At 37.7% G+C, this 21,318-nt stretch carries 12 protein-coding genes and 1 tRNA gene; 1 reads left to right on the top strand and 12 read right to left on the bottom strand.

The window, feature by feature from the left end; translation table 11 throughout:
• Nucleotides 1-128: 128 nt before the first annotated feature.
• The 5 genes from ADH31_RS05035 to ADH31_RS05015 all read right to left on the bottom strand — a co-directional run bounded on the left by ADH31_RS05035 (nucleotide 129) and on the right by ADH31_RS05015 (nucleotide 13,418).
• Nucleotides 129-7,070 (bottom strand): SpGH101 family endo-alpha-N-acetylgalactosaminidase, encoded by a 6,942-nt coding sequence (locus ADH31_RS05035; RefSeq protein WP_080980072.1) that lies wholly within the window; start codon nucleotides 7,068-7,070, stop codon nucleotides 129-131.
• 329 nt (nucleotides 7,071-7,399) lie between these two features.
• The gene (locus tag ADH31_RS05030) at nucleotides 7,400-9,730 is read right to left on the bottom strand and encodes a DNA translocase FtsK (RefSeq protein WP_075228255.1); all 2,331 of its coding nucleotides are present in this window, start codon (nucleotides 9,728-9,730) and stop codon (nucleotides 7,400-7,402) included.
• A gap of 90 nt (nucleotides 9,731-9,820) precedes the next feature.
• Nucleotides 9,821-11,776 (bottom strand): PTS fructose transporter subunit IIABC, encoded by a 1,956-nt coding sequence (locus tag ADH31_RS05025; RefSeq protein ID WP_049509279.1) that lies wholly within the window; start codon nucleotides 11,774-11,776, stop codon nucleotides 9,821-9,823.
• Nucleotides 11,773-12,684 carry a 1-phosphofructokinase gene (gene pfkB / locus ADH31_RS05020; protein ID WP_049509278.1) on the bottom strand — a complete coding sequence of 304 codons (912 nt, stop codon included), beginning with the start codon at nucleotides 12,682-12,684 and terminating at the stop codon, nucleotides 11,773-11,775. Before pfkB ends, ADH31_RS05025 begins: the two co-directional genes overlap by 4 nt.
• Nucleotides 12,681-13,418 carry a DeoR/GlpR family DNA-binding transcription regulator gene (locus tag ADH31_RS05015; protein WP_049509277.1) on the bottom strand — a complete coding sequence of 246 codons (738 nt, stop codon included), beginning with the start codon at nucleotides 13,416-13,418 and terminating at the stop codon, nucleotides 12,681-12,683. The genes pfkB and ADH31_RS05015 overlap by 4 nt, the downstream gene beginning before the upstream one ends.
• 161 nt (nucleotides 13,419-13,579) lie before the next feature.
• Between ADH31_RS05015 and ADH31_RS05010 the strand changes: the two genes are divergently transcribed.
• Nucleotides 13,580-13,667 (top strand) — tRNA-Ser (locus ADH31_RS05010).
• A 261-nt stretch (nucleotides 13,668-13,928) separates the two neighbouring features.
• Here the strand turns inward: ADH31_RS05010 and ADH31_RS10235 are convergent.
• From ADH31_RS10235 to ADH31_RS04965, 7 genes are all read right to left on the bottom strand, one after another.
• Nucleotides 13,929-14,246, bottom strand: a complete 318-nt coding sequence (locus tag ADH31_RS10235) for a hypothetical protein (protein WP_239682035.1) — start codon at nucleotides 14,244-14,246, stop codon at nucleotides 13,929-13,931.
• Between the two features lie 1,315 nt (nucleotides 14,247-15,561).
• Entirely contained in the window at nucleotides 15,562-15,789 is a 228-nt protein-coding gene (locus ADH31_RS04995; protein ID WP_049509275.1) for a Blp family class II bacteriocin, read from the bottom strand.
• A 190-nt stretch (nucleotides 15,790-15,979) separates the two neighbouring features.
• Nucleotides 15,980-16,276: a bacteriocin immunity protein gene (locus ADH31_RS04990; protein ID WP_049509274.1), complete on the bottom strand. Its 297-nt coding sequence runs from the start codon at nucleotides 16,274-16,276 to the stop codon at nucleotides 15,980-15,982.
• 696 nt (nucleotides 16,277-16,972) lie between these two features.
• Nucleotides 16,973-18,298 carry a GHKL domain-containing protein gene (locus ADH31_RS04980; protein WP_049509272.1) on the bottom strand — a complete coding sequence of 442 codons (1,326 nt, stop codon included), beginning with the start codon at nucleotides 18,296-18,298 and terminating at the stop codon, nucleotides 16,973-16,975.
• A gap of 10 nt (nucleotides 18,299-18,308) precedes the next feature.
• Complete coding sequence (locus ADH31_RS04975; RefSeq protein WP_049509271.1) at nucleotides 18,309-19,049, bottom strand: response regulator transcription factor; 741 nt, start codon at nucleotides 19,047-19,049, stop codon at nucleotides 18,309-18,311.
• Between the two features lie 10 nt (nucleotides 19,050-19,059).
• Entirely contained in the window at nucleotides 19,060-19,392 is a 333-nt protein-coding gene (locus ADH31_RS04970) for a LytTR family transcriptional regulator DNA-binding domain-containing protein (protein WP_049509270.1), read from the bottom strand.
• Between the two features lie 467 nt (nucleotides 19,393-19,859).
• Complete coding sequence (locus ADH31_RS04965; protein WP_049509269.1) at nucleotides 19,860-21,194, bottom strand: Nramp family divalent metal transporter; 1,335 nt, start codon at nucleotides 21,192-21,194, stop codon at nucleotides 19,860-19,862.
• Nucleotides 21,195-21,318 lie beyond the last annotated feature (124 nt).

The raw sequence follows: 21,318 nt of genomic DNA, 5'->3' as shown, positions 1-21,318 counted from the left end.
AAGTGGTAAGCGCTCTCATTCTTCTTTAGAAAAAGAGAGGACCTAGAGGGTCCTCTCTGGGTTTTCTTTTTCTCCACGACAATGAATGTGGAGTCTAAGCTCTCTTTTAATGAAAACTTTTTTGTATTTTAATCTTCTTTTCTTTTTGCAAGAAATAGAGCAGACATTGCTAGACTGAGGCTGGCAAGGAAGAAGAGATGCTCTGACTTGCTAGTACCAGTTTCTGGAAGTTTATCCTTCGCTTCTTGTTTAGCTGCTACTTCCTTCATTTCTGGTTTAGCAGTATCAACTGATTTCTGATCAAGTTTTTGTACTGCAGCATCCTGTGGTTTATGATCCAGTTTCTCTGTTGATGGAGTCTGTACTTGACTTCCAGGTTCCTCAGTTAATGGAGTTTGTGGTTTATGTCCTGGCTCTCCTACTGATGGCGTTTGTGGTTTAGAAACTTGTTTATAAACTACGGCAAAATGTCCTAGCTGACTAGTTGTAAACTCAACTGTACCTTGACCATTTGTAAAGCTTACTGCCTCACCTGATGCAGTGTAATATACTCCAGCTACTTCACCAGAAACTGGAAGTCGAACGAGCACTACACCCTTCGCTTGAACCTCATGCTTATCTTTATCAACTAAATGAAGAGCATAAGCATCAAATTTCACACCTTGTAGACTTTGGTCTGTTACTTTTTGAACTTTAAGATTAAGATCTGTAGCCAAATCTCTTGCTAGTCCTGCAACTACAACTCCTGTAGTCTTATCTGACAAGACACGAACACCTTCAGTTGGTTTGTCTACAGTAGGTGCGGCTTGATCACCTGCTGTTCCAATCGCACCTGTATACTCTGGTACTTCATGGACAGCGGCTTCAGCTCCATTTACACCTCCAGTAAATTCTGGAACTTCGTGGATAGCTACTTCATTTCCTGCGGTTCCCTCAACTTCATTGTATTCTGGTACTTCATGAACAGCGGCTTCAGCTGCGTTCACACCTCCAGTAAACTCTGGAACTTCATGGATTGCGGCTTCAACACCATTTACACCACCTGTGAATTCTGGAAGGTCAACAACTGGTGCTGCTTCATCACCCTTGCTTGAAGTTGGAGTTTCAGGTTTAGGTTCTGGAGTTGGTTCTGGATCTGGAGTTGGAGTAGGTGTTTGGTCTTTCAATTGGTCGAGATAATCTGCAAAGTACTCAAGCATTCTATTTGTCAAGAGATGATTATCTGTTGCAAATTTCATGCTGGCAACAACACTTGCTACCTCCTCTTGATTGCTCTTATCAGTCAATTTTTGAGCTTTAGCCAAGGCTGCTTCATATGCACTTGTGTCAAGACCTGCTTCAGCAACTTGAGGACGAGCAAAGATCAATTCTGCAGCTGATTGATATTGATTACCACCATCTCCATAAGTTCTTGTTCCAGTTAGGACAATCTTCTTAGCTTTGATAGTCTTACCAAAGTCGATATCTTTTGGTTTGTTATTATCAGCCCAATTAGTTGCATTGAAGGTATGCTCCTTACCTGTTTCATCCGTTACTACAAGAGTCACATCTCTCAAGTTACCATTTGAACCTGAACCGCGTGGAACATAACGGAAGCCTGTAATTTCAGTTGGTTCTTTCAAGACCATTGTTGCTGGTTTACCAACATCTCCTCCGCTCCATGATGTATGCCATAGACTTGACATGTTGCCATCAAAGGCATTTTCAAGACCTTCACCAGCCTGAGCAGGAGCTGTAAGACTTGCAAAGTCATCTGCTACAAGAGCTGTTTTCTTCATCACTAAAGCGTCTTTAAGAGCATTGACCTTAGCAATTTCAGACTTAGCTTCTTCTACACTGATATCATCGTCTGCTTGGCTGAGGTTGAAGACTGCTTCTTTCAAAGCATCCATTGTTTCTTTGGTGTAGTTGGTCATAGCAACAGTTGGAAGATAGTTCTTGACAGCATTTTCTGTCATCATCTTACCAGTCAAGACAATCTCTTCAATTTGAAGTCTATCCATGATGAAGTCATTGTAACCACGGAAGTTAGCATTACCACCAGAATCTCCACGTGTGTTGCTTGCATTACCTGTAGAGTAGATACCTACCCATGTATCGCCAGTTTCTGCACCTGTCACAAGGAAGGTAGCACGTTTCGCTTTTTTAGAATCTGTCCATGAGTTTGGTAATTCATGCATTTCCAAATTACTTGCTTGTCCAGATTGGAATTCGCCCTTACCGACTACGAATGCGTAAGTACTGTCTGATCCAGCTTCATAGTCAAATGTGATACGGTAGGTCTTACCTGCTTCAAAGCGGAAGTTTTGTGGAATTGTTTGGTAAACCAAGTTACGACGACTCACAAGACCGTTGGTCTTGAGTGACCAATTTCCTTCGATAACGTCATCAACTTTCTTGCCATTCCAATCACGTTGTGTGTATGGACCATGTTTTTCAGACAAGTGAGTACGGTTGTCTTCAACACCTTCGATACCACCGATGACAAATGGGAAGATACCTTGTCCGACATTTTCAAAGTCTTGTTTGAAGACACCTGTTGCAGTATCGTGACCGTCACCGTACATATTTGATTCATTTTCAAAGGTACGGATTTCATCGAAGTAAGTTGCTTCATCGCCTGCTTCACGACTCAAGGTCAAGGTTACGTTTGATACATCTGAACCTGTTGTAAAGAAAGCATACATGTTTTGGAAGTAACTAGTGTTATCAACTGTTGCATTGCTTCGACGAGTATTGTGAGCATAGGCTTTTACATAGTTGAGAGCGAGTGACTTGTTGGTGTAGTTGGTTACTTCTTTTTCACCAGTATTAACAGTAATACTTGCTTTAGCATTACTACGGTTGTCTACACCGACATACACTGCGTATTTAGTATTTGGCTTCAAGCCAGTCAGTTTTTGAGTGAGACTAACTTTTTCTTTATTGCCTTGGATGCGGAGCATTTGGTTGGCACCTTGAGACTTCACGATTTCAGCCTTAGAAGCATCTCCAGAAATCTTCCAATGATCCAAAGATTCACTGTTAAATCCTTGGTCATAGATATGCATTCCTTCACTCCATGACATTTCAGGATTTGTTTGTTTAGAACGATAGAGAACATATGGCTGATTTGCAGTGAGGTCAAGGGTAATCTTACCATCTTTCACGGCAACTTCTTTTTCCTCAGTTTTACCTTGGTCAGTTAGTTTATAAAGGTAAACCTTACCATTTGCCCAGTCGCTAGGAAGTGTCCAAGTTGTTGCACCTGCTTCAGTATTGAAGTAGTACATTTTTTCCTTGTCACTTTCAAGCTTATTACCATTTGCATCCCAGTTCCAAGGTGTCAAGTAGGCTGAACCATCTTGAATCACACGATCGTTAAGCGTAACAATTCGTTCACGATATTGTGGACTGTTGACATCATTGGATTTACGAGTTACAACAACCTTGTTATTTGCAGCATCTACCAACTCGACTTTCATTTCTGGAGTCCATTTATAGGTACTACCATTGTCAGTCATGGTTACTGGTTTGCCATCTTCCCATTTGCTTACTGTGAAGTGTTGGAAGTACTTAGTCATAACGTCATGAGCAAACAAGTTTGTTACATAACCGTTATAGTCACTTCGTCCTTGCCATCCTTCAAAGTCCTTCATGCTATAACCGCCTAGAAGTGGGTAGTCAGCTGCACCACCATAACTTCTGTAGTCACCAACCCAAGAATCTTTTTGGTGGTTACGGATAAAGCGAGTGATGGCACTGTTAATACCTTTATTTGTATAGCCACCATAGGTCAAGTCAGCTGCCCAGTGTTGGAAGGTAGAATCATATTCACCACCATGGCCCCACTCAATAGCAAAGCGCCAACCCTGTTTGTTAATTTCTTTCGCAATAACGTGAGTTGCCCAGGCACCGTTGTCACCTGATTGACCGTTACCCCATACATCGACATAGATGAAGTCTAGACCTTCACCCAACTCTTTCTTCAACTCTTCCCAACGAGCTAGACGCCCATGAGCGAGGTCATAACCAGCATCAATATTGATACCTTGGTCAAGCCAGTTCCAGCCGTAGCTATAGCTACCATCTGCATTTTTACGAAGAATATCTTCATTAAAGTATTTAGACTCAGGATAGGTTTCTGAAGCATTAACGTGGATACCGAGGTGGGCACCATATTTCTTAGCTTTCTCAATAAGAGTCTTAAAGTCTTCAACACCACCGATACGTTTACCGATGTCCGCGTAGTTCAAGTGACCAGAGTCATGTCCTTCACTTCCGTATCCCTTAAGAAGTACACCTTGACCAAGACCATCGGTGTGGAGGTTGATCTTCTTGATACCATCCAAGGTCATGAGGAATGGGTTTTGCGCTTGTGAACCAAAGTTCATAGCGATACGGTAAGCTGTAATGTCTTTAACTTTTTCCCATCCTTGAGGGTTGTTCATGATGCTACGGTAAGCGATGGCACCATCTTGCCAGTCAACCTTATGGTCAGCATTAGCATCTTCAGTGATGACAACTTTTGCACTTGGAAGTTCTTGAGTGTATGCTGGGAAGACAACTCCATTGTGGGCTTTTTCCCATTGCCATTCAGAGCTATGAATTTCCACATAGTTAGCATTGCCAATCGTATTCTTGTAAGCTGTCAAACGTGTCCAGTCGTAAGAACCACCACCATAGCTATTTTGTGAGTTGCTCCATACACCAGCAGCGAGTTTATCTGTTGAAACAAATCCGTACATGTAGCCTTTGGCTAATTCTTTCATTGGGTTTGTTACTTCGATATGGTCATCACCACTGACGTGAGTGTTGTTTGACATGGTTGCCCCATCAAACTTAGCTCCTGCTTGCTCGCTAGAAACAGATACCAAGGCATTTCCTAGGAAGCTGATGGAAGAAAGTAATTTACGTTCGTCATCAATCTTTTGTCCTGGTGTCACTTGGTTATGGTTGACAATCTTAGTCACATCAAAGTGAAGTTGGTTGTCCACTACTTGCAAACGAACGGTCATATCTGCATTGATGAGGTTTTCCTCATCACGGAGTTTCATTTCATACTCGGCAGTCGTTGCGTTGACCTTTTTATAGGTAACTTCAGGAGTCACAGCGTGCTTGTTAATCACCACTTGATTAATTGGTTGCACTTGACCTGGAAGTTTGTTGCCATTAAGGACATATTCTTTAATACGTGGGAAGGCTTGGTCAATGACTGCTTTCAATACTGTAGATTCGATCGTGTCGTACTTGACATTGCTATCATCTACTGTGTCGCCCTTTTCTTTTTCAGCGGCTTCTTGATCGTTTTTCACACCTTCTTGGTCATCAGTTTTGACATTGACAATTGTTCGTTCGCTACTGTTATAGGTTCCAGCTTTAAGAACAATTTTCTTCTCATCTTTGAGTTTGTCATTTACTGCAGATGGCAAGGTCACTGTGTCAAAGAGTTTGACATCATTGTTAGTTGCATTGAGCTGTCCATCTGATTTAAGGCTGATCGTCAAGTGATTCTCAGAACCATTTACTGGAGCTGCAACACGTCCACCTTGGTACCAAAGTCCACTTCCATTTGACTTGTATTCCCAGAACCATCCGCCTTGGTCATAACCTACAAAAACGTTGTTATCAGTATCTTTGAATTTCATGAAGACACCAAAGCGAGATTTACCTGTTTCAGATTCTTCTTTAAAGGTCAAATCAACTGTAGCATTTCCATTAGCATCGACTGTCAAACCATCTTTTTCAAACAAGGCTGGTTTTTTACCATTGTCATTTTGAGCAGTTGAAGCTAGTTGGTTGTAACGAACTCCATTTTCTTCACGAATCGTTACTGTTCCCTGTTGGTCTTTATTCTCAACCGTTTTCCATTCTGGAGTCACTTCTTTTGATTCAGCCGGTTTAGTTTCAGCTGGCTTGTTTTCAGCTGGTTTTTCTTCTTGAGGTTTATCCTCTTTTGGTTTTTCTTCCTTGTCCTCAACTTGTTTATCGAGAGCATCTAGACCAGCTGGTTTCGTTGTTTCAATACCCTTGATGTAGTTTTGAATCCACTCTAGCTGAGCAGGTGAGAAGAGAATACCTCCACTACGTTTACCAGATACACCATTTTGGTGAATACCAATCAATTTCCCATTTTCATCGAAAATACCGCCACCACTAGCACCTGGTTCACTTCCTTGATAGCTAATGCCACGAACACCTTCTCCGTGATTATTAATATCCTCAACAGTTGTATTCAAAATTGGATCAAGTTCTCCTTTTGGATATCCAAATACGTGAACCTTATCTCCTACCTTAGTTGTTGCAGGCTTGTCAGTCACTTCAACTGGTGCATTTGCAAGAGGTGTACGAAGCTTAACGATTGCCAAGTCATTTTTATATCCTTTGAGGAATCCTTCACGGTCCCAGTGTTTTACATCATTTTTACTGAATTTGACGTCTGGAGCGCCTTGGTAAGAAATTGTATAAACATCGTCATCACTTTCAACATTATCAGCTACCTTACGATTATTGCCATCTGGAACATCTTTGATAAAGTTATGAGAAACAGACAAAACGAGATTTTCCCCGATAACAATACCACTACCGAGCCCAGCAGAGCTTTTAATTTCGACAGTTGCACCGTAGTTTAATACCCCATTTTTTGTTTTAGCTACTTCTTCTGGAACTAAGCTTTTATCTTCTTTTTCTAGTTCTTCTTTTGAGGCAGTGCGGCCATTTTCTTCAGCCTTATCAAGTTTTCCACGTAGTTCTTCAGGAAGAGTATCTGAAGCTGCTGAGCTTGTTGCAGTTGCAGTTTCTTTTTCTTTTGCCAGCAATTCTTCTTCAGTCTTTGGTCCTTCAGTTACTTCAGGAGAACCTTGGTCTTCACCAGGTTTTGGTGCTTCAAAGTCATGCCCATCATCCTCTTTAGCATTGGCAAGAGCTGTCGCCAAATCAGCTGGCATGGTCGCTGTTGAACCTGTTTGTGCAGAATCTGCGAGAACAGTGCTAGTTCCAAAGAAAGCTGCACCAATCATAACAGAAGCAACCCCTAATGAAAATTTCCGAATACTATATTTGCAACGTTTTTCAAATAATCCTTTATCCATCGGTTTTTTGTTCCTTTCAGTTTACCAGGTAAGCGTTTGCATTTTATTTTTAAAAAATATCCTCCTCAATTTTTAAACACTACTGGATAAACATATAATTTTTTCTATACCAATTTAATATATCAAAAACAGTTTAAAAAATCAATAGTTTAATAGGTAAAACTAGTAAAAGTAAAATCCGATTATTAGGCAAGTCTGAAACGATTTTCAGATGGCCTTATTTCTAAAGAAATCGCTATAAAAAAGGAAACTTCATCGTAAAAGTTAGACCATTTTTGACTAACTTTTCAATAAAGTTTCCATGCATTTTTATACTATTTTTACGTTTTTTATTGTTGTAAAACCTTTCGTGGCTTCGTTCCTTCTGCTGGACCAATAACCCCAGCCATCTCTAATTCTTCCATCAAGCGAGTTGCTCGGTTAAAACCAACTGATAATCTACGTTGAATCATGGATGCGCTCGCTTTTTGAGTTTCAATGACCAGAGCCTTAGCTTCTTCAAATAGCGGATCTCCACCTTCATCTCCTGTGCCAGACTCACCTTCTGTCTCAGAAACCTCTCCGGGATCAAAGCTTTCATCATAATCGGCATCTGCTTGAGCCTTGATAAAGCTAACAATACGTTCCACATCATCATCCGAGATAAAGGAGCCTTGCAAGCGTACAGGGTGATTTTCATCGATTGGTTTGAAGAGCATATCCCCTCGACCAAGCAATTTCTCCGCGCCATTTTCATCCAAAATCGTACGTGAATCCGTTCCAGAAGATACAGCAAAGGCTACACGAGACGGTACATTGGCCTTAATCAAACCAGAAATAACATCCACCGACGGACGCTGGGTCGCGAGGATCATATGAATACCAGCTGCACGCGCCTTCTGTCCTAGACGGATAATGGCATCTTCTACTTCCTTGCTAGCCACCATCATGAGGTCAGCTAACTCATCAACAATCACGACAATTAAAGGTAGAGGTACTTGCTTGTATTCAGACTGGGCATTGAATTCCTCAACTTTAGCATTGAAACCAGCAATATTACGAACCCCAATTTTGGCAAAGAGTTCATAACGGTTTTCCATCTCATCTACGACTTTTTGAAGGGCCTTGCTGGCCTTACGAGGGTTAGTCACGACCGGAATCAAGAGGTGAGGAATATCATTATAGACTGACAACTCAACCATCTTCGGATCCACCATCATAAACTTGACTTGGTCTGGACGTGCCTTCATGAGAATACTTGCAATGATACCATTGACTGCAACAGATTTACCAGAACCTGTCGAACCAGCCACAAGTAAGTGAGGCATTTTAGCCAGGTCGAAACTGCGAGCTGTACCATTGACGGCTTTGCCAAGGGGAATTTCTAGCAGATTTTCAGGTTTAGTTTGCGATTGTTCCCAGAGTTCTCGGAAAGATACGGTCGCAATTTCAGAGTTAGGCACTTCAATCCCGACCAAGGATTTCCCTGGAATTGGAGCTTCGATACGGACATCTTTCGCAGCCAAGGCCAGAGCCAAGTCATCTGCTAGATTGGAAATGCGATTGACCCGCACACCAACAGCTGGCTTTACTTCGTACTTGGTAACTGATGGACCGATTTCAGCACGTTCAACCGTTACCTTGATACCGAAACTCGCAAAGGTTTCTTCCAAAATTTTGATATTTTCTCGAACGATTTTCTTTTCTTTTGACTGATCTTTTGGTTTATCGGGTGCAAAGAGTTGCAAGCTGGGGAGTTTGTACTCTAAAGCTTTTTTAGCAGAAAAATCTACCTCAACATCCTCATCATCTAAGAACTCAGCTTCCTCTGGAATATCAACTTCGCTAGGAACTTCATAGTCTGCTTGCGGGAGAATAATTTCAGGTTCTATCCATTCTTCCTCTGGAAGGGGTGGTAAATCATCAAAGTGAACAGGGGGAGCTTCTAAAATCTCGCCAGTTTCCATATCAACAGGAGGTATGTCCAACAAGGTTTGCTCTGCTTGTTCTTTTTCTAGTTTTTCCTGCTCCTCTGCTTCCTTACGCGCTTTTTCCTCTTCCCGTTTGATGAAGCGTTCTTGTTTCTTCAGCTCGCGTCGCTCCATCCAAAGCGAAAAACGTGCTCCAAGAAAATCAGCAACGTCATAGACAGACCAGGGACTGACTAGAAGAGCACCAATCAAGATTAAGATGGCTCCGATAAAGTAAGTACCAATATTTGAAAAGAGAAAAGCTACTGGAATGTAGAGAGCAACACCTAGCAGCCCTCCTCCAGCAAAGCTAGTCACACGAAAGCCTGTCAAATCTGTCAAAACTTGGGCTAAAGTTCCCTTAAAGACAGACTGCTCTAAGCCATATTTCCATACAAGATAAGCTTCAAAAATCAGCAATAAGCCTGAAAAAATGCAAAGAAAACCTGAGATCAGACCTTCTTGCTTCCGAATCCATTTGAAGAGAAAAAGATAGACTAGGACGACAAAAATGACCAGATAGGCCAGACTTCCTACTAATAGACGAATGAGATTATAGAGGGTGAGACCCACTGCTCCTAATCTCAGAGCAGCGAACATTAAGCAAAAAGCTATGACTAAGGAAATTAACATCCGTTGGATAGCTTGCTTTCTTTCTAATTCAGCTTTTGACGGTCTCCGTCTTGTTTTACTTGTATTTTTGTTTGCCATGCTTCTATTATACCATATTTCAGAAACATCTAGAACAATCAAAAAAATGACTGCCCACTTTCGTGTTCAGTCATTTGAATCTATTTGTGATTATTTTTCTAATGGTTTACGAAGGTAACCATAAACTACACCACTAACAAGTGCTCCTACCAAGACAAAGACAAGGTAAAGAAGGGCATTTGTTGTAAGAGCGATAACGAAGATTCCTCCGTGAGGCGCCATCAGTTTGATTCCTACAAGACCAACAAGTCCACCTGCTACTGCTGAACCAAGGATAAAGCTTGGGATAGCACGAGCTGGGTCAGCTGCACCAAACGGAATCGCACCTTCAGTGATGAATGACAAGCCCATAACAATGTTAGTCAAACCAGAGTTGCGTTCTTCCTTGGTGAATTTATCTTTGAAGAGAAGAGTTGCGACAAAGATTGCAAGTGGTGGAACCATTCCTCCAGCCATAACTGCTGCCATAGCTACTGAACCACCTGTTGACACTGTTGCTGCAAGAGTACCAGTACCAAAGACATAAGCTGCTTTATTGACAGGTCCACCCATATCGACAGCCATCATTCCTCCAAGAACGACTCCTAGAAGGACAGCCGAACCACCTTCAAGACCACCAAGGAAGTTGTTCATACCGGTGTTGATAGCAGCCATAGGGATGTTCACAGCCAGCATAACAAATCCTGTCAAGATTGTTCCAAAAAGTGGCAAGAGAAGGATTGATTTAGCACCTTCAAGTGAGCGAGGAACCTTCACGTATTTCTTAACCAAAAGTACCAAGGCACCAGCGATAAATCCACCAACAAGGGCTCCTAGGAAACCTGATGATACACCTGCAAGAGCTGAAGTTGCTTCACCACCTTGAGCATAAGGGATTTTACCAAAAGCAAAACCTTCTTTGGCAATAGCTCCAGCTACGAAACCTGCTACCAAACCTGGTTTTTCAGCGATTGAGTAAGCAACATATCCAGCAAACACTGGCAACATCAAACCAAAGGCTGCGCCACCGATTTTCATGAACATAGAAGCGAGTTCATGGTAAGAACCAAGATTTCCAAGGCTATCATTTGGCACACCCATAGCACCATCAATCAAGAAGGCTAGGGCAATCATGATACCACCACCGATAACGAATGGCAACATTTGAGATACACCACTCATCAAGTGTTTGTAGAAAGCACCACCGACACTTTGTTTTTCGTTAGATGCTGTTGAAGCTTGTGCTCCATTAGCAGCATGATAAACTTCAGCATTCCCAGAAAGAGCCAAGTTAATCAACTCTTCAGTTTTACGGATACCATCTGCAACTGGACGATTTACCAATGGTTTACCATCAAAACGATCCATCTCAACTGCTTTATCTGCAGCGATAATTACAGCTTTAGCCTTACGGATATCTTCTGCTGTCAATTGGTTACCTACACCGCTGGCACCATTAGTTTCAACCTTGATACCAACACCCATTTCAGCAGCCACTTTTTGAAGAGCTTCTTGAGCCATATAAGTGTGGGCAATTCCTGTTGTACAAGCAGTTACAGCAACGATAAAGTCATCAGAACCATTTGCAGGAGCCTGAACTGGTTCCTCAGTTTTCTCTGATGCTTGATCAAAGAGTTCAATAACTTGGTCAGCTGATGTTACTTGACGAAGTTTGTCAGCAAAACCGTCTTTCATCAAGTATTGAGACAATTCTGCCAAGGCAGCCAAGTGAGTATCATTGGCACCTTCTGGAGCAGCAATCATAAAGAAGAGGTCAGTTGGTTGTCCATCTAAACTTTCGTAGTCAACACCCTTGTTTGACTTAGCAAAGAGAACAGTTGCCTCCTTTACAGCAGCATTTTTGCTGTGTGGCATAGCGATACCATCACCCAAGCCTGTAGAAGTCAAAGCTTCACGCGCTAAGATTCCTTCTTTAAAAGTTTCAAAATCTGTCACGTATCCGTGTTCTACCAAGCTATGAATCATTTCTTCGATAGCTGCTGTTTTTTCAGTTGCTTGCAAATCAAGCAACATGACATCTTTTCTCAATAAATCCTGAATTTTCATCTTTTTTCTACCTCAACTTTTTCATAAGTTTCTTTAATAAATGCTGCAGTTGCCAAGTCATCAGAGAAGGTAGTTGCTGTTCCACAAGCCACACCCCATTTGAAGGCTTCTACTGCGTCTTTTGATTTGACAAACTCACCAGTAAATCCAGCAACCATAGAGTCACCAGCACCAACTGAGTTTTTCACTGTTCCCTTGATTGGTTTAGCAAAGTAGGCTCCATCTGATGTTACCAGAAGGGCTCCATCTCCAGCCATAGAGATAATAACGTTTTGAGCACCTTTAGCCAACAATTCTCGAGCGTATTTTTCAATCTCATCTAAACTTTCGAGCTTGACTCCAAAGATAGCTCCAAGTTCATGATTGTTTGGTTTGACCAAAAGTGGTTGATAATCCAAACTATCAATCAAAGTCTGACCTTCAAAATCACACACAACTTGTGCGCCCGTCTGACGGGTCAAGGCAATCAAATCCTTATAGATAACATTGCCTAAGTTTTTAGCACTCGATCCCGCAAATACAACTGTATCCTCTGCTGTTAGACTTGAAAGGATAGCTTTCAACTCCTCCAGTTGATCTGCTTCAACAGTAGGACCAGTTCCGTTGATTTCAGTTTCTTGATCCGCTTTAATCTTGACGTTGATACGCGTATCTTCTGCCACTTGGACAAATCGTGTTTCAATTTGCTCTTCAGCTAAAGTATCTGTGATAAATTTACCAGTAAAACCTCCGATAAATCCAGTCGCTGTATTTGGAATATCCAAGCGTTTCAAGACACGGCTAACATTGATTCCCTTACCACCAGCAAACTTATCATCACTATCCATACGATTAACACTACCAACTTCCACTTTATCCAGACGAACAATGTAGTCAATAGATGGATTTAGCGTGACTGTATAAATCATACTTCGATAACCTCCGTTTTTTCTTTGATAGCTGGCAAGAGTTCGTGACCCTTGCTTGTAATGACAATAGCTCTTTTTATAGGCGCAACCTTAGCGAAACAAGACTGACCTATCTTGGATGAATCCGCCAAAACATAAGTTTGTTTGGCATTTTCTAAGATAGCTCGCTTAACAGCTCCCTCCTCCATATCTGGAGTTGTATAATAACCTTCATCTACACCGTTCATTCCGATAAAGGCACGATCAAAGTGTAATTGGTTAATCTGATTAAGCGCGACACCACCGATGCTGGCATCAGTCGTCATCTTAACCCCACCACCGATAATCACAGTTGGAATTTGCTTATCCACTAATTGTACTGCATGGTGAATGGAGTTAGTCACAACAGTAATGTCTTTTCGCTCCAATTCCTTAATGAGAAAGGCTGTTGTACTTCCTGCATCCACAAAGATAACATCTTTTTCTTTGATGAGGGAAGCTGCTTTTTGCGCAATCAATTTTTTCTCTTGAAGGTTTTTGACAGATTTCTCTTGAATGGTTTCTTCTTGCAAGGAGTGAGGCAACTCTGCTCCTCCATGAACTCGGCGAAGTTTATTTTCCGATTCCAATTCATCTAAATCTCGTCTAACCGTTGATTCTGACGTGTCTAACAAACCTACTAATTTCTCTAGAGAAATGACTTTATGTTTGCTCAGCTCCTCTAAAATCAATTTTTTTCTCTCGGTTTTTAGCACTTACTCACCTCCTGTTAACGATTACAATAATCATTCTACCACAAAAAAAATCAAAGTCAAGCACTTTTTATCACTTTCTTTCATTTTCTATCATTTTGCCAATTGTTTGAATTTTATTTGCAAGATAAATCCCTTTATGATAAACTATTTTAGTAAGTATTGGAAGATTACTCAAGAGGCTTAAGAGGCCGTGTTGGAAACGCGGTAGGCGTGTGAAAGCGTGCGTGGGTTCGAATCCCATGTCTTCCGTTGCTATAGTGTAGCTGCATCTTGATGCAGCTTTTTATAATAGATTTTTTATTTAAGATTAGGATTGAAAAAGATACTTGACTAAAACTCACCACAAGGAAATAATCCAGTAAATCTCTGCATTAAAAAACGCATAGTATCAATGTTTGTGAACACTTGATATTATGCGTTTTTTATGATCATCATCTAACTTTGAAACGTTTAGTAAATAGCTAATTTAAAATCAAGCTGCAATTCATGTCATTATAATACATTCTCTATTTACCAAAATATTTTAATAGGACTATGGATTGTTCTTAATAGTTCCGCAGAATTTGCCAAGTCTGATACTCTACTAAAATCTTTACGAGCTTGTTCAGATAAAACAATTCCCCCTGGAAATAATTCGCGACTAAAGAATTCATAAAAATATCTGAAAGATTGAGCAAATGCAACACCATCTAATTTCATTTCGGATACTATTTTACTAACTAGACTATAAGCTTGGAAATATTGTTGTTGAGGTAAGTTCATTTCTTTAAAGCTAGTTTCAAATTCTACAATTGCATCTAAACATTGATTTCTAAATTGTTGATTCATTTCGATACTCCTTCATTACTATAACATACTGCTATTATCACAGCCATTTCTGATACAACACATTTTACTACAGATTCTATATTCATTTTGAAATTCCGAGAGTTCCAATTCGATTTCGTATATAGATAATCATTCCTACAAATAATATTATCTGAAAACATTCAAATGATAATTACAATCCTATATGGAATGTCTCCTACAATATCATGAATAACACACAAATTACATGACTTAATATAAAATTTAAAAATCTGAATTATTTTTAAAATTTTTATACTCTCTAAAAACACCTCTATAATACATAGTCAGACCTAATATAGCAATAAATTTATGAATAATAGTATTTGATTCTAATAAAATGTTTAGGACTAAAACCGTCATTATAAAACTAATTGCAATTATCAAACGATGCTTCATTTGTACCTCAACTTTCTATTTCGTAGAAAAAATTCAGTTCCTATTCAAAAGCCTATAATAGCTTCACCAAGTTCTATTATACAAATCCCAAAAGATCTTGAAAACGTCCAGAATGATTATAATATGATTCCCCAAAATATGATCTAGACACAATTACTTAATATCATTCTGCATTACTAGTTTAATTTGATACAGTGAAAATCGAAAAATTATTAGCAATAATAAAAAGCCGTTTCCAAAAAACAAGAAATACATTGCTAAATCACTCTTTAAATAGTATAAAAACCAAATAAGCATCCAAAGTATGCTCATTTTTATAAAGATATTACTTACTATCCATTCAATCTTTAGCAAGAGATGATTAACTATATTCATTATTACAATCTCCATATTTCCATCCTCATCATATCTATAGCTCAATCACTTTACTACTATGTCTCAAAAGAATTTATTATTATAAAGTGCATATTTAATTTATTCATACGTAACCTCATTCCTTTTTTGAAATATGTAATTCGATATTATTTGAGCAAATAATGTATCCTACTGTGAATAATACTACAAATATATGAGTATAAAATAATACAGAAGACGACTTATAGCCATTTATAACAACAAAGATAATTGATAATAGTAACAGAAAAAAAAGTAGGTGCTGAAATCTTTTTAATAAATTGCTTGTATCGATTAAAGCATAGTTCAGAACTAGTGTTTCCTCTCTTCTTATTATGCGTAAATAAGTGAATCAGCAACTCAAAAAACACACTACCTACAGAAAGAACTAAAACTTCGCTTATTGTAACATTTAGAACTATTTCAAGCGCACGTATTATAAAAAAGACGTAAAAAGAGCTAAAATTAGCCTAAATTTCCCACTTTCCATTAACTAACCCCTTTTCTATAAAGATTTAGCGATAGCCCATATACCTGTGCAATATTGTGCTCCTAAAATACCTCCAGCCCAAGTTCCAGCTCCTGATGCAACCAAACTACCAATCATTGCTCCTGCTAATGTGCAAATTCCTGTCGCCTGAGCAACTTCCCCTACACTAACTGTTCCTCCCTCAATGCTAGCCAGCATTTCGGTATCCAAAACATCAAATTGAATCGGTGTCTTTGTTTCCATGAGGAATACCTCCATATTAATTTTTATTATTTTTGTCAGATTATAACCTTGATGAATTTAATATAAGTATAGCAAAAGATTAATTTCCTCAAAATCTTTAAATGTAAGTTTTACATTATGAGATAGCTTTTTAATATCCTCGATATTAAAAAGCTATCATCAAGTTGACATGATAGATAAATTCTCCAACTTACTTTAAATTAGAAAATGTTATAGCGAGCATATTTAAGAAAGCTCCTTTACCTCTCTCTTGATGAGGTATCTTTGCAATTAAGCTAGCAAATTCTATCACATTTTTCGGCGCCAGATATTGATGAGTCATCAAATAAATAGACAAGTCATTACTTAATCTACCTATAGCTCCAAATTCATCATTTTTTATTGAGGTTTCTCCATTCAAAAATATTTTTTTTAATTGAACATCATGAGAAACTTCATCAGACAATAATAAGTTATCAATATGATTTAATATCTCTTGTTTTTTCATTATGGAATAATAACTCCTATATAATAGATATTTTTTGTCAGATTGTAACCTTGACAAGTTCAGTATAGCAGAACAAAAGAGATTTTTACCACTAAGTCTTTAAATGTACGATTTTCATCACGAAACGTATTTTTTCATGATTTGTAACCATTCATTTTATTTTAATTATAAACCATGACATAAGAAAACGAGTATCTCCATCTACGGAATACTCGTTTTTTGATAGTTAGAAGTAGGGTTTTGCCCAGCCTCTATGTAACATGCTCAAAACTTTTTAAAATACATTAATATCAAGCCTAATGAAGAGTCAAATGTTGCTAACTCCACTTATTTTCAAATTTAAATAGACACATTATCGGAGTTATTAGTAAGAAAAAATCTAACCAATTTAGATATTTCATAATATAGGATATAATACCAGCCATAACGAAAAGGTACAAAGCTGTACGATATCCTCTCTTTGGATTTTTATCAGACTTAGTATTAAAAATAATGTATACACAACAAATTGCAATGAGTATAAGTTGAATCATAGTTTCATTTGACATAGTAAAACCTCTTCTTTTTTAAACTATTTTGGTGGTCTCAATTCAGAAGCTAAATAGCCACCTACGACAGCACCCTACAGCGCAAATCAAGTAAACTTGAGGCACTCCTTAAAATATTCAATAGAATATCCTAAGAGTGGTCGCTCATTTAAAGTTCTATTTCCAAAATCTGAGTAAAGACATGATTTTTACTTGTAGTTTTCAAACATACATTTGGATAAGATTTTAAAATTCTCCGAACATTGGCCAAACCTATACCCCGACCTACTCCTTTTGAAGAATTGTCACGCTTGAATATATCTCTCAATTCTATCTCTCTTTCTAAAGTAGAATTTTTAACAATCATGACTAATTTATTCCATTCTGTATCCTCAAGAAAACAAACTGCTATTCCTCCTTCTGCTGCGGACTCTATAGCATTATCTAACAAGATAGAAGTAATTGTTAAGAAGTCAATTTGTTCCATATTTTTTATAGAGAACTGTTCACTAATCTCCAGAGAAACTGGAACAGATAAGTTTTGGGCCTCCGATAACTTAGATAATAATAAACTCTTCAGCGCCAAATCCTTGATATTTCTTAGATGTGCCACATCAAAACGCTTACCTTTTAATTTTTCACCAGAATTTTTCAAAACACCATCATAGACTTGAGAAACCAGATTAATATCTTTTTGATCGATACCTATTTTTAAGCTTGACAAAATATTAGCATAATCATGTCTAAAGCTTCTAATTTCTTGATACAGCCCCTCAACTTGTTGACTATAATTACTAAGATTTTGCAGTTGAATTTCTTTTTGTAAAACGATTTTATCCTGTAATTCTTGAAGTAATTTTCTATCCAATAGATTAACAAAACAAATAAACAATAAAAAGTAAACTGCTGTCAATAATTCTTTATAACCTAACATTCTATCCCAGCTTACTTTGTCAATGTAGTTCATATAAGGTGGCAAGATAAAATAAACTAACATTAAGATATCCGCAGTAATTAAGATAAATTTTGTCTTTCTATCTAGGTTCTTTATTTTTAAATGACTAAAATTATATTGAAAGATACTAATAAGGAATAGCACAATAATTTTAGCTAATAAAGAGAAAATCATTATTCCAAAATTAGTTTCATATAGGCTTTGCAATATTGGAATTTTAGCAATTACAAAGTAACCTAAAAAATTTTTGATGACATCCCAAAATCCAAGTGGAAATAATGAGTAAAAAAGTAATAAAGAAACCTTACTCCTTAATTCACCAATGGACAAAGTATATAGAATAAAAAAAGTGGGATAACTCAATAATGACCCATAAAAATAAAATTCTGTTGATTCAAATACAACAATAAATAGTAATATTGAAAGATAGAACAGAATAATGGATATTACTACTTTTTTCAGGTTTAATCTCTCACCTACAACCCTAGCATGGATACATAACATTAGAAAAGTTCCTATAATATCTAGAAAAAATATCATCTAAATCTCCTTAGTCATGAAGGCTTTCGACAGTTTTCATGAGTGAACGTATTTTTAACCTAGAGACAATACAAGAGGACCCGTTCTGAAAATGAACTATCCGATTTTCTTTATCAATTGAAGATATATTATAAGGATTTACGATAAACGATCTATGACATTGAAATAAGCGTGGTTCCTGTTTAAGAATATCTGACAATTGTCCATAGAATTCAACTATGTCACGTTTGGAATAGAGCGTCAACTTATGAGCGATTGTTGATGTCTCAATATATAATAAATCTTTAAAAGGGACTTGAATTTGAGCTTTGGATCCTGTAAATACAAAAGAATCCTCAGATACTGTTCTTCCTTGTTTATCACTAACACTTGAAATAACATTTTCAATTCGTTTGATAAATAATGGTTCAGGTAATTCTTTATCAATGAAATCAATAGCTGATACTAAATATTCAAAAGATATGGGCATAAACTCAGAATGTGATGTTACAAAAGCAATCACTGCTTGAGAATCAAGTTTTCTAATTTCTCTAGCAACGTCTAATCCTCTTTTGTCATCATCTTTTATTTCAATATCAAGTAAAAATAATTGGTGATTTCCTCTCTCTGAAATGTCCTCTAAAAGCTGTTGAGGTTTTCCATAAACCTCAAAATGCCTATACTCAATCTTATTATCCACCAAAATTTTTTTGACAATACTTTCAATTCTAGTCTGTTGTAAAAAATTATCTTCTAGTATAAAAATATTCACTACTTCACTCCTATATATTTTTCCACTGATTTTTTAATATTGTAAAGTGTCTTCTAGAACAAGAGATGTCTGATACTCTATCATCCAAAAACATAATCGTTCTTGTCTCATGATTAAATCCTGCTATTTTATCTTTATTCACAAGAAATTTTCTATGGCATCTAATAAGCTCTTCTGAACTTTCCTCTTCAATTTTAGATAGTGAGGTTGAAGCTTCAAAATTCCCTTCAGCTGTTACAAAAAGAACAGTATGAGCTTTTGTTGGATGCGTTGTGACATAATAAATTTTAGAAAGTGGTACTTTCACTACAGCTCTTCCTTGATGTAAAATATATTCTTTCATATTCAGCCTCCTTCTATTACTCTTATCTTATCAAAACTATGGAAACTAAATTGTTGTAAATCTTCAATGGTTTTTATAATGTCTTGATTGGTAAAAATGTAGACTGTTTGCATATTTCATGAGAAAATAAATAACTTTAATATTCCTGTAAAATACTCCCATACTTTAAGAGAGGAATACTACGAAACCAATTCAAATTTTAGTTTATATTTTATTTCAATAAATTTGCTTTATTATTTTGTAAAAACAGTGAGGAAAATAATAAATTTCCTAAGATATAAAATTACTTACAAATATAAATCCTATACCTATATTATCATAAAATCACAATTTTTAACATCTAAAAAGGGACTTCACCCTGTACATTACACAGGACGAAATCCCTTTTGTATATTCTTTGTCTAACTTTTTGGAATCCAGTGAATTTAACTCTCGGGTGATTTTTTTCTACTTCATGTTAAAAGGTCTTAAAAAATATCAAACAGCAATTTCACATTGAGGATGGTCAAGATAATGGAGACAATATAACCAAGAATGGTATTCCATTTGGCATTGGTAAATTCTCCCATCAGTGATTTTTTTGAAGTGAGATAAATCAAGGGGAAGATTGAAAATGGAAGAGCGATAGAAAGAAAGACCTGTGAATAAACCAATAACTGATCCAAGGTTTTTTCTTGATGACCGAACAGAACCGCTACTATCATAACAGGTAGCAAGGCAAAGAGGCGTGTCGCCAAACGAATGAACCACTGAGGCAATCTCATATGTAAGAAACCTTCCATAACGATTTGTCCTGTCAAGGTACCTGTAATGGTCGAATTCTGACCACTGGCTAATAGGGCCAAGGCAAACAAGGTTGATAAGGTTGAGCTAGCTATAGCTCCCGCAATGGTTGAATCCTGTAAGGCATTATACATTTGAGAGAAAGCAGAAATCTCAGATGCATGTCCGAAAAAGAGAGCCGCCCCTAATATCAAAAGAAGGGAGTTAACCACAAAGGCCAAGGATAACTGGAGATTTGAATCCCAAGTCATAAAGCGCACGGCTTTTCGAACATCATTCTTGTCCTTGTGATTGACTTTCCGAGTCTGAGACAAGGAAGAATGCAAATAGAGGTTATGGGGCATAACAGTCGCACCCACGATACCCAACGCCAAGGTTAATTGACTTTCATGCCCAGGCATAGGACTTTCAAATAAAGTTGCATTTGGTAGATAACCTTCAACGATTCCTTGGAAGCTTGGATGTGACAAAGCTACTAGATAGGTAAAGATTGCTAGAATCGTTAAAATCAGCGTTGTCACGATAGCTTCAATCTTCTTAAAGCCAAATTTCATCAGAAGCAATAAGAGAAAAACATCCAACACGGTCAAGAGAATTGCTATCATAATCGGAATCTTAAAGAGAAGATTGAGAGCAATCGCTGAACCTAGAACTTCTGCCAGATCTGTCGCCATCAAGGCTAATTCTAAAATCACCCATAGACTATAACGAAGCCATTTAGGTGAATGATGAGCCGTTGCTTGAGCCAGGTCCATCTGGGTTACAATACCAAGCTTTCCTGCCATCTGCTGAAGTTGCATGGCAATGAGAGATGAAATCAAGATAACAAACAAGAGACTATACTTATAGGAAGCACCACCGACTACACTGGTAATCCAGTTTCCTGGATCCATATAACCAACTGCGACAAGAGCACCCGGACCTAAAAAGGCCTTTAAATTTTGCCAGAAATGATTGTTATTTGGAGTATCGATAGATTGATTAATCTCAGAGAGTGACACTTTTTTATGAGAAGACATAGATACTTACCTCTTTCTAAACCTACTTTTTCATTATTTTCTATTAGAGAAAAATAAGATTGACTTTAAACTATTAAAACAATGAAAACTATATGAAAAACATTTAGTTTTTTCATTATTTTTC

This window comes from Streptococcus pseudopneumoniae (assembly GCF_001072375.1).
Classification (GTDB): Bacteria; Bacillota; Bacilli; order Lactobacillales; family Streptococcaceae; genus Streptococcus; species Streptococcus pseudopneumoniae_L.
Note: the sequence above shows the minus strand (reverse complement) of the source record. Positions and strands in the feature narration are given on the sequence as shown.